This is a genomic window from Corynebacterium sp., from assembly GCF_030530965.1.
Taxonomy (GTDB): Bacteria; Actinomycetota; Actinomycetes; order Mycobacteriales; family Mycobacteriaceae; genus Corynebacterium.
In genome coordinates this window covers 1-10,358 of record NZ_JAUMTY010000063.1, presented here as the reverse complement: position 1 = coordinate 10,358, position 10,358 = coordinate 1, and the positions used below count along the sequence as shown (strand labels likewise).

The window sequence follows — 10,358 nt, the reverse complement described above, 5'->3', positions numbered from 1 at the left end:
GATCGAGACAAGTTGGCGAGGAATGTCTATAGGTTTCTGCGCCTGAGCTCGAAAACTGCGGGGGGATCTGCGGTCCAAATAAAAGTGCGGAGGTATATGGGCGAAAAATCGCCAAAAATTGGCCATATCCCCCAGCAGTTTTCACAACCGACCCCGATATACCCCAGCAGTTTTCCAGCGCGCGACCCCGAACCCCCAAACACCATCGCAAAGCAGAGTTAAAGCCCCTCAGACACAACAAACGGCGCGCCTACCACGCTGGTAAGCACGCCGTTTGTCTAACACTAATCCTCCGAGCGCCGTGAACCCATAAGCTCACGGGCCCATAGCTCCTCGCGGACTAATAGTCCACTTGGACTACTTCTTGCCGTCCTTGGTCTCGTCCTGGAACTCGACGCGTTCCTTCTTCAGATCCTCGGAAACCTTCTGCTTCTCGGTGACGGTCTCCTTGTTCAGGTTGATCTTCTCCACCGGCACGGTTTCCTTGTCAACGTTGACCTGCTCTTCGTGGAGCACAACGTCGGCGTTCTCTTCGCCAATGCGGGTGTTGCCCAGCTTCTTGGCTTCCTCCGGCGAGAGCTTCTCGCGCTCAACCTTAACCTCTTCGCGGCTGACCGGAACCTCAACGGTCTCGGTGTCCTCGACGACGTACTTGCGCAGGCGAGCACGGCCGGAGGCAACCTTCTCCTTGTTAACGTTGAGCTGCTCTTCGGAACGGATCACGGAACCGTCGTCGGAGGTAGCAGGCTTCTTGCCAGTGTCAGCGGTCTTCTTGGTCTCAGCGGAGGTCTTCTTCGCGGTCTCCTCACGACGACCCGTCGTACCAGCAGCGGTTCCGGCAGCAGCGCCGGTGCCAGCAGCAGTACCAGCCTGAGCAGCGTTTCCGCGGTCAGAGGTCTGAGTCTGAGCGGAGTCCTGCGTCGTCAAGCCGTAGTGCTTGTACAGGCGCTCTTCTTCCTCGGGCTCCAGACCTTCGTCGGTGTCCGAGATGTTCGGAGCGTCCGAGATCTCATCCTTGGTGTGAGCAACATGGAGTTCCTCGTTGTTCAGCTTGGCGCCAGCCAGCGGGACGAGGGAACTATTGCGACCAAACAGTCCGGTGTTCACGGCTACGAACGTCGGCTCACCGCTATTGCTGTCGACGAAAAGCTGGCCAACCTTGCCAACCTTGTCACCATTCTTGTCGAAAGCGGTGGACTCGAGCACGGCCTGAATGAACTTCTGATCAGCCACGTAAATCTCCTTTACTGATAGTTACGCAATATATCTAATAAAACTGTTAAAACAACGCAGCGGGCGTGCTACAAAGGACATAACCGCGATGGGAAACACCCTCAATAACGAGCACGTCAATCTACGTTAGGTTGCCTGAACGCTTTCGCGTACCGAACACAACTCACATTAGTTGGCTTAGCTCAGCTCCGCTACCATATCGCGGCAAAAAGGGGCATTTTTGCTACTAATCTGCAGCTTTTAAACTAGCGCTAAAAGGTCCCTAACAGGGATTATAAGCACGACATAACGATCAAGTAACAATTAACGGATTTACCTGCACCCCCGAAAGATTTCTTGCCGACGGGGGCTGCACCCCATCACCTATTTGACCCTGATGTCCCTTGCCGACGCTGCGCTGATGCTTGCTATATCAGCCCCATTTTCGGTACCCGCTGGCACGGAGGCGTTCGCTGCGCTGAAAGTGGCAGAGGCGCCCCCGCTCGACGCGCCAGAACCGCCCGCGCCAGAACCGCCCTCCCCTTCATCCACGAGCCGGATATTCATCATCCCGCCATAAGGACGTGGCAAAACGACGACATCGACCCCTGGCACGATTCCCTTCGTCGCTAAGTAACGCAAAAGGCCCGAGTCGCGGTCAGCAATGCGCACAATCCGCACAACGTCGCCTTCCAGCGCGGTATCCAACGGCAAGCCAGGATCGGTCTCAGCGACGTTACCCTCCTTATCCGGGATGGGATCGCCATGCGGATCGCGCGTGGGATTGCCCATGAGAGCCGCGATACGCTCGACAAACGTGTCCGACACGGCATGCTCGAGGTGCTCGGCCTCGTCATGAACTTCATCCCAGCTATAACCGACGCACTCGCACAGATACATCTCCAACAAGCGGTGCCGACGAACCATTTGCAAAGCCAACGGTCGCCCGGTTGAGGAGAGCTCGATGGGCTTATACGCCTCATGAACAATGAGCCCCTGCTGCACCAGCCGCTTCAACGCCTCTGACACCGTCGACGCTTTCTGCCCTAGGACTTCGCCGATCCGCGTCGACGTGACCGGGCCCGCGTTCCACTCGCCCAGGTCATAAATCACCTTCAAGTAGTCCTGGGTGCGGTCCGGCAAATCAGAAACGTGCATGCCCCTCATCGTATTAGGTGACCAGCACATCAAGCTAGGGGCTGCCACACGGAGCTATCAAACTAGGGCCACCGAACCAAGGCCCTTGACAGCTTCGGCGGGTGGACATAAGGTTTCCCCAGTTTGAAAATACATTGCATTGAACTTTTATAATGAATGTGATGAATTTTTTATTCAGGGGGTTGGTATATCCGGGCTGTAACTCCCACTAAATCCCTGATAAACGGGCATATCCATCGCGTCTCCGATCCCCAAGAACCGACAACCGAAAACTAAGAACTAACACCCGAACGTAAGGATTCACATGGCTCCCTCACTCGGCCCCTCCTCCCCGACGCATAATCCGCGCTCACGATCCACCGCATCCAAACACCCGCGTCGACACGCAAAAATCCTGCCCGCCATCGCCGCCGCGCTCGTCGTCGGACTCACCGCCAGCGGCTGCAGCGCACTCTCCGACGATGACAACGGAAAGAAAGACGTCTTGGCAACGTTCACGGTCCTGGCCGACATCGCCCGGAACGTCGCGGGTGACCACGTCAACGTCAGCTCACTCACCAAGCCCGGCACCGAAATCCACGGCTACGACCCCACCCCGTCGGACCTCAAATCGGCAGCAAAAGCGGACCTCATCATCTCCAATGGTCTCGGGCTCGAGCACTGGTTGGACAAGCTCACCAGCAATTCCGACGCCAAACGCGTCGTCGCCACGGATGGGATTGAGCCGCTCCCCATCACCGACGGCGAAGCCAGCGGCGAAGACAACCCCCACGCGTGGATGAGTCCTACCAACGTGAAGAAGTACGCAACCACCATTGCGAAGGCCCTCGGGGAGATCGACCCCGACCACAAAGACGACTACAACGACAACGCGAAGAAGTACTCCGCCAAGCTGGACACCATCGGCAACGATCTCCGCGCCGACCTCGAGACCGTGCCCAAGGACAAACGTGCGCTCGTGACCTGCGAAGGAGCCTTCTCGTACCTCGCCAAAGACGTCGGGCTCACCGAGCATTACATCTGGCCCGTCAACGCAGAAACCGAAGCCACCCCACAACGCATGAAGGAGACCGAGGAGTTCGTGCGCGAACACCAGGTCCCCGCCGTGTTCTGCGAATCCACCGTGGACCCCGGCCCCCGCGAACAAATCGTCCGCGCCACCGGGGCAAAAGACGGCGGCATCCTCTACGTCGACTCACTGTCCGACCAAGACGGCCCCGTCCCCACCTACCTAGATCTCATCCGGTACGACGCCGACACCATCAGCAAAGGACTCACCAGCTAATGCAGGCCGAAACACCGCGAAAACCCCTGGTCAGCGTCGATAATCTCGGAGTGACCTACACGCACAACTCGGGGGAACCGGTGACCGCACTGCGCGACGTCACCGCGTCATTCTTCCCCGGAACCATGACCGCGATCATCGGGGCGAACGGCGCCGGCAAATCGACGCTATTCAACGCCATCACCGGCCAACTGCGCCCCACCACCGGCACCCTGACCGTCGACGGGCGCATCACCTACATGCCGCAAACCGAGGCCGTGAACTGGGATTTCCCCATGACCGTGCGCGACGTTGTCCTCACCGCATTCCGGCACCCCACTCGCGACGACAAAACCACTGCCGACGAGGCCCTGGCCAGCGTAGGAATGACCGCTTACGCCCCCCGGTCCATCCGGCAGCTCTCCGGAGGGCAGAAGAAGCGCGTTTTCATCGCCCGTGCACTCGCCACCCAGGCGCCGATCCTCATCTTGGACGAGCCCTTCGCCGGCGTTGATCAGGACACCGAAGAAGTGCTGTTCCGCGTGCTCACCGCCCGGCGCGATCGCGGCGCACTCATCCTGCTCTCGACGCACCACCTCGGCACGCTTCGCTCGATGGATCGGATTGTTGTCCTACAAAAAACAATTATTAGCGACGGGGCTCCGGACGACACGCTCTTCGCCGCGTCACCCAGCGTTTTGTTGGGGACCGCCCTGATGGAGGATATGAGGAAGGACGGCGACGCAGAATGAACCCCTTTGCGTTAACCGGCGCGTTCCCTGACACGTTTTCTGGCGCACCGATCCACGCATCACTCGCATCAGCGTTTATCGAACCATTCACCTATAGCTTCATGCGGCGCGCTGTCATCGTCACATCCGTGACGGCACTGTGCACCGGACTTCTCTCCGCCTGGATAATCCTGCTGGGATGGTCGCTCTTAGGCGATGCGATCTCGCACGCCGTCCTCCCCGGCGTCGTGATCTCCTACATCCTCGGCATCCCGTTTTCTATCGGCGCGCTGATCGCCGCACTGCTCACCGTCGGCCTTATCGGAACCATCCGCGGGAAAACGAACCTCAAGGACGACACCGCCATCGGCATCGTCTTCACCACATTCTTCGCGTTCGGTCTGGTACTCATCTCCATGACGCCGTCGACAACCGACCTGCACTCCATCCTTTTCGGAAATCTCCTGGGTGTGCGGCAATCCGCCCTCATCCAGGTTGTCGTCATCGCGCTGCTTGCGTCGGCACTTGTCCTGATTAAACGGCGGGACATTACTCTTTGGAGTTTCGACGCGATCAACGCCCGGTCGCTCGGCATCAATCCCACACTCATGCATGGATTCATGCTGACCATGCTCGCGCTCGTCATTGTGGCGTCGATGCAGGCAGTGGGCGTGATCCTCGTTGTCGCCATGCTGATCACACCCGGCGCGATCAGCCTTCTCATTTTCGCGCGCATGCGCAGCACGCTCATCTGGACGCCGGTTATCAGCTGGGTGACCGCCATGACCGGCCTGCTAATCAGCTACTGGACCGACGTATCCAGCGGAGGCACGATCGTCGTCGTGCAGGGCTGCACATTCATGGTCGTATTTGCGACGAAACACTGGGTATCGCGTGTGCGGCACCGGGCTCAACAAGCCTAACGTCGGCTATTTCTTCGTCCCCTTCTTCCCTTTCTTAGCGGACTTGGCGGCCTTACCCTTCTTCCCTTTCTTACGCTTCTCAGGCTGGTGGGCCCTGAGCTCCGCGCGATCCTGGACCACAATGACCTGCCCACCATCACCGGGGTCAGGCTTCGGAATAACATCGGCCGGGTCGATCAGATATACGCGCTTCCCGTCCAGAGTTAACCGACGCGCCACCTCCAGAATCATGCGCCGCGCGACCCCATCCAACGCGTGAACATCGGTCAGGTCCAGGGCCACAGCCGGCTCTTTAATCGTCGTGCTAGAGAACTCGCGGACAATTTTCTCTGCACCGGCGAAACGCAAACTCCCCTGGATCGAATAGACCTTGATCTTTTGCGGCTTCACCCCCTGCGCCTTTTCGTCGTCAGTCAGGTCCTGGACCAGCACCGTCGTGTTCCGGATCACCGTCTGCACCGACGGCGGAACCTCCATGAGGTGGATCCCCATGTCCCGGGACATCCGCTCAAACAGACGGACACCGCGCACACTATTGCCATGTTCGTCCAGCCGAGGCGAGAACGTCGCCACCCCAATCTGACCAGGCAACGCGCCGATCAAACCACCCGCGACGCCCGACTTAGCCGGGATGCCGACCTGGGTCACCCAGTCGCCCGCAGCATCATACATGCCGCACGTCGTCATGACGCTCAACACCTGGCGGACCACGCGACCCGACACCACTTTCTCACCGGTGATCGGGTTGATGCCCTTATTCGCCAAGGTCGCGGCCATGATCGCCAGGTCCCGCGTCGATACCAGAAGAGAGCAGGACCGCGTGTAGCCCTCCACGATCACGCGCGGGTCCTGGGGGAATATGTCGTAGCTGCGGAGCATGTGGGCGATGGACAAGTTCCGGTGGGCGTGGTCCAGCTCTGAACCGCACACCCGCTCATCGACCTGCAGCCGACGGCCTGCGAAGGCCGACAAACCGTCGATGATCCGCTGAAGGCGCTGCCCCTGGGTCCAATCGTCGCCGCCCACCAAGGAATGCGTCGTCAGCGCGCCCGCATTAATCATCGGATTGAGCGGGCGACCCTCCTCGTCCAGGGACACCTCGTTGAAAGCCTCACCGGACGGTTCCACGCTGACACGCTTCAAGACATCGCGAAAACCACGGTCTTCCAGGGCGAGCGCATACACAAAGGGCTTCGCGATCGACTGAATGGTGAACTCGGTCTCCGTATCGCCCGAGCCGTACACTTTGCCGTCGATCGTCGCCAAGCTGACACCGAATCTCTCGGGGTCAACATTGGCCAGTTCCGGAATGTAGCTCGCGGGAGCACCCCGATCACCTGGGCGAACGTCCTCGAGAACCTCGTCCAAATAATCAGTGACCATGGATTTCATAGAGTTTTGCTCCGATCATTCATCGATCATTCATAGGTGTGAACCATCACCGTGTATGTACTACCCTCAGACTCCCTCGTCGTCACGTAGCGGAAACCAAGTTTCTCATACAAGGCCTGGGCACGGTCATTGCCCTTCTCTACACACAAACTCACTCCGAGGCGCCCATCATCCCGCGCCTGCTCCAGCGCAGCCGTCAATAAACGACGGCCGAGGCCCCCGCCAGTGTGACCTGGTGCCAGAGCAATGGCCACCTCCGGGTACTTCTCCTCCACGAAACCGGTCCCCGGATCCTCCGCGGTAAACGTACGCAACCACGCCGCACCAATCGGCTCATCATCCCGAACCGCAATCACTCCGCCCTGGTCAGGTGTCCACTTGCCGACGTAGTGACGGTCGGATTCGGAAAAGTCCCGCTTCTGGGCAGCGTCCTCATCGCCCCACGTCTCCGTCAAGTGATTCATGCGGATCAGGAAATCCCTATCCTCCTCCTGAGCACGCCGGATCGTCACATCCTCGTCACCACGGGAAACCGCTGAACCACGGGAAGCGCCTGAAACGTGTGAAACCCCTGCCATTCTTCTTTTAACCTCCTCATCGATAAAGCGACGTGCTCGCGGGCCGACCGCCTAAGCACAACGTCCCTACCCTAACGCCCGCTCGTGAGCCCTTCCACTACCCACATTCTGGTGCACCGAACCACACACGCGCACAGTACGATAACAACTATGAAAACTCATTCCCCGGGCGCACTCCCCCGCCCGAGCAGCTCCCCCGCGCCACACCGCGCATCGTTCGCAACACGTACCCGTGGATTATTGGCAACACATAGTCGCGCACTGTTCGCCATCATCGCAGCCGCCGTGCTGGTGGCGTCGGCAATGACTCTGATACCACGCACGGCACTCGCCGGAAGCCAACAGGAACCGGCGTCCATCACCGCCCGAGGGCACATCGGGCAAAGCGGGAAATGGTACACCGACGGCAGTGGTCGCGCGGTCCTCACCCAGGGCGTCAACATGGTGTACAAACACCCGCCGTACACCGCCGAAGCCGGTGGCTTCAACGAGGACGACGCCGACTGGCTGGCCAAGGAAGGTTTTGATTCCGTCCGCCTGGGCATCATTTGGAAAGCTGTCGAACCGGAACCGGGACAGTACGACGACGCTTACCTGGACTCCATCGCGAACACCGTCACAATGCTGAGCAAACGCGGCATCATGACGCTGATCGACGCTCACCAGGACATGTACAACGAGAAGTTCGAAGGCGAGTTCGCCCCGGATTGGGCGGTTATCGACGATGGCCTGCCGAGCCTTCTGAAAGTCGGCTTCCCGACTAACCAAGCGGTCAATATCGGCCTGATCCGCGCCTACGACAACTTCCTGACGAACAAGCCCGGCCCCGGTGGCGTTGGCCTGCAAGACCGCTACGCCGCCATGTGGAAGCACGTCGCTGAGAAAATGGGCTCGCTACCAGGCATGATGGGGTACGACATCATGAATGAGCCGTGGCCCGGCAGCGCCTACCCACTGTGCTACCTCGCCCTCGGTGATTGTGGGGCGGCCACCCAGCACCTCGACGCGCTCCACCAAAAGGCCGCGGATTCCATCACCGCCGCCGACCCCCAGGCGATCGTTCACTACGAGCCCTACTCCATGTGGAACATGGGCTTCAACACTCGCCCGACGGCGCCGCGAGTCCCGGCATCTGCGGGAACCGCGCTCAGCTGGCACGTGTACTGCCCGACCAATGCCATCGCCGGCACGTACACCGGATGCACCATCCCCGACGGCATCACCTTTAACAATGCCGACAAGGTATCCGCGGCTAACAATTCGGCGACGCTGCTCTCCGAATTCGGCGCGACCGACGACGCCGACACCCTGCTCGGCGTGACTAACCTGGCCCGCCAGCACCTCACCGGATGGCAGTACTGGTCCTACTGCGGATGTGACGATCCGACCACCCAAAACCAGAAGGAACAGGGAATTGTCGCTGATCCGACCGTCGGTGGACCCGTCACTGCCGACGCTGTGAACAAGGACAAGCTCGCTATTGTTGCCGCTCCGCACCTCCGTGCAGCTGCTGGAACGCCGACGTCGACAAACTGGGATCCGAAGGCAAAAACCTACACGGCCAGCTGGACGACGGATCGCGTGGACGGTAAAGGGACGTTCGATAAGGACATCACCAGCGAGGTGGTCGTTCCTACCGTGAACTACCCCAACGGGTTCAGCATCAATGTTGAAGGTGGAACGGCTGAGGTAGCCAAGGACGGCACGACGGTGCATGTCACGGCGCACGACAAGAACGTGCGGATCACGATTACGCCGAAATAGGTGTTGAGAGGCCGAGAGGCTCGGCCGGTTTAGATGACGCGGCCGGGCTACCCGGCCATCGCGTCCATCGACACGGCTAAGTACAGCACCACCAGGCCCACTCCGAAACAAAACGCGACGTCAAAGCGCCGGGATCGGACGGAGAGAACGCCGAGCGTTTCCGAATCGCATGTCGCCCGGGCGATGGCCAGCCACACCATGCTGGCCCCCATCACGAACGACCCCCGACGCCAGTGCTCGAACGCGACGAAGAGCGCGGCAACTGACATCCCGACCACGAATAAGGCCACCGCGATACGCTGGTACACCAACGGGATCCGGGAGACGAAGTCCCCGTCGTGAGGATTCGACAGCATCGACTTCTGCGAGGTGGTCCCCCTCAGGTGGTTCCCCCACTTCACGTATGCGTCGGGAATGGGTGTCTTCCCTGCGCCGCTCATTAAGCTATCCCCGCCAAACGCTCACCGCGTTCCACCACATTCGCCATCAGGAATGAACGCGTCATGGGCCCGACGCCCCCGGGGTTCGGGCTCACCCACGCTGCTTTGTCCCACACATCGGGCGCAACGTCGCCGGTCAGCTTACCGTCGACACGAGAAACACCCACATCCAACACAGCTGCACCGGGCTTAATCATGTCAGCGGTGAGCATGTGTGGTTTACCGGCTGCGGCAATAACGACGTCGGCGGCGCGAGTCTCGGCCGCCACATCCTTTGTCCCCGTGTGGCACAGGGTCACCGTGCTGTTCTCACTTCGACGGGTCAGCATCAAGCCGAGCGGCCGGCCAACCGTAATCCCCCTGCCGATAATGATGACTTTCGCGCCATTGAGTTCCACACCGAAACGTCGCAACAAATGAATGCAGCCATTGGGCGTACACGGCAGCGGGGCCGGCTCATTCAGCACCAGCTTCCCCAAGTTCACCGGATGCAGGCCATCGGCGTCTTTCTCCGGGTCAATCTGCTCCAACACGGCGTTTTCGTCCAGATGCTTCGGCAACGGGAGCTGCACAATATAGCCGGTGCAAGCATCGTCGGCATTGAGCTCATCGATAACGGCAGAGAGGTCCTCCTGGGAAATATCCGACGGGAGATCCTTACGAATGGAACGGATGCCGATCTGCTCGCAGTCCTTGTGCTTCATGCGGACGTACGCTTGGCTGCCGGGATCATTACCAACCAGCACTGTGCCTAAACCCGGCTGGTAACCAACATCTTTTAACGCTGCGACACGACGGGTGAGATCCTCGATGATCTCCGAGCGGTACAAACGTCCATCAAGCGAAGAAGCCATGCCGACAGTATAACGAACCCGCTTATTCTCGTTTCCGGGTTC

10 protein-coding genes are annotated in these 10,358 nt (G+C 59.7%); 4 read left to right on the top strand and 6 right to left on the bottom strand.

The genetic code is table 11. The features are described 5' to 3' along the window. Nucleotides 1-357 precede the first annotated feature (357 nt). On the bottom strand, nt 358-1,233 hold the full coding sequence (locus tag Q3981_RS09505) for a YsnF/AvaK domain-containing protein (protein ID WP_303125653.1): 876 nt from the start codon (nt 1,231-1,233) through the stop codon (nt 358-360). Nucleotides 1,234-1,596: 363 nt separating this feature from the next. Beyond that, complete coding sequence (locus tag Q3981_RS09500; protein WP_303125650.1) at nt 1,597-2,370, bottom strand: metal-dependent transcriptional regulator; 774 nt, start codon at nt 2,368-2,370, stop codon at nt 1,597-1,599. A 304-nt stretch (nt 2,371-2,674) separates the two neighbouring features. Here Q3981_RS09500 and Q3981_RS09495 point away from each other — a divergent pair, with 304 nt between their 5' ends. From Q3981_RS09495 to Q3981_RS09485, 3 genes are read left to right on the top strand one after another with little or no spacing between them, the layout of a single operon-like run. Further along, nucleotides 2,675-3,655 carry a metal ABC transporter substrate-binding protein gene (locus Q3981_RS09495; RefSeq protein ID WP_303125647.1) on the top strand — a complete coding sequence of 327 codons (981 nt, stop codon included), beginning with the start codon at nt 2,675-2,677 and terminating at the stop codon, nt 3,653-3,655. Further along, nucleotides 3,655-4,386, top strand: a complete 732-nt coding sequence (locus tag Q3981_RS09490) for a metal ABC transporter ATP-binding protein (RefSeq protein ID WP_303125644.1) — start codon at nt 3,655-3,657, stop codon at nt 4,384-4,386. The genes Q3981_RS09495 and Q3981_RS09490 overlap by 1 nt, the downstream gene beginning before the upstream one ends. Next, entirely contained in the window at nt 4,383-5,288 is a 906-nt protein-coding gene (locus tag Q3981_RS09485; protein ID WP_303125642.1) for a metal ABC transporter permease, read from the top strand. The genes Q3981_RS09490 and Q3981_RS09485 overlap by 4 nt, the downstream gene beginning before the upstream one ends. Before the next feature lie 6 nt (nt 5,289-5,294). On the opposite strand, the gene Q3981_RS09480 is transcribed toward Q3981_RS09485, so the two are convergent. Both Q3981_RS09480 and Q3981_RS09475 read right to left on the bottom strand, forming a co-directional pair. Then, nucleotides 5,295-6,680, bottom strand: a complete 1,386-nt coding sequence (locus Q3981_RS09480) for a glutaminase (protein ID WP_303125640.1) — start codon at nt 6,678-6,680, stop codon at nt 5,295-5,297. A 26-nt stretch (nt 6,681-6,706) separates the two neighbouring features. After that, the gene (locus Q3981_RS09475) at nt 6,707-7,258 is read right to left on the bottom strand and encodes a GNAT family N-acetyltransferase (protein WP_303125638.1); all 552 of its coding nucleotides are present in this window, start codon (nt 7,256-7,258) and stop codon (nt 6,707-6,709) included. A gap of 150 nt (nt 7,259-7,408) precedes the next feature. Between Q3981_RS09475 and Q3981_RS09470 the strand changes: the two genes are divergently transcribed. Further along, the gene (locus Q3981_RS09470) at nt 7,409-9,022 is read left to right on the top strand and encodes a cellulase family glycosylhydrolase (protein WP_303125635.1); all 1,614 of its coding nucleotides are present in this window, start codon (nt 7,409-7,411) and stop codon (nt 9,020-9,022) included. A gap of 47 nt (nt 9,023-9,069) precedes the next feature. Here Q3981_RS09470 and Q3981_RS09465 read toward each other — a convergent pair whose 3' ends face one another. After that, nucleotides 9,070-9,462, bottom strand: a complete 393-nt coding sequence (locus tag Q3981_RS09465; protein ID WP_303125634.1) for a DUF3017 domain-containing protein — start codon at nt 9,460-9,462, stop codon at nt 9,070-9,072. Beyond that, nucleotides 9,462-10,316, bottom strand: a complete 855-nt coding sequence (locus tag Q3981_RS09460) for a bifunctional methylenetetrahydrofolate dehydrogenase/methenyltetrahydrofolate cyclohydrolase (RefSeq protein ID WP_303125632.1) — start codon at nt 10,314-10,316, stop codon at nt 9,462-9,464. Before Q3981_RS09460 ends, Q3981_RS09465 begins: the two co-directional genes overlap by 1 nt. Nucleotides 10,317-10,358: the final 42 nt, after the last annotated feature.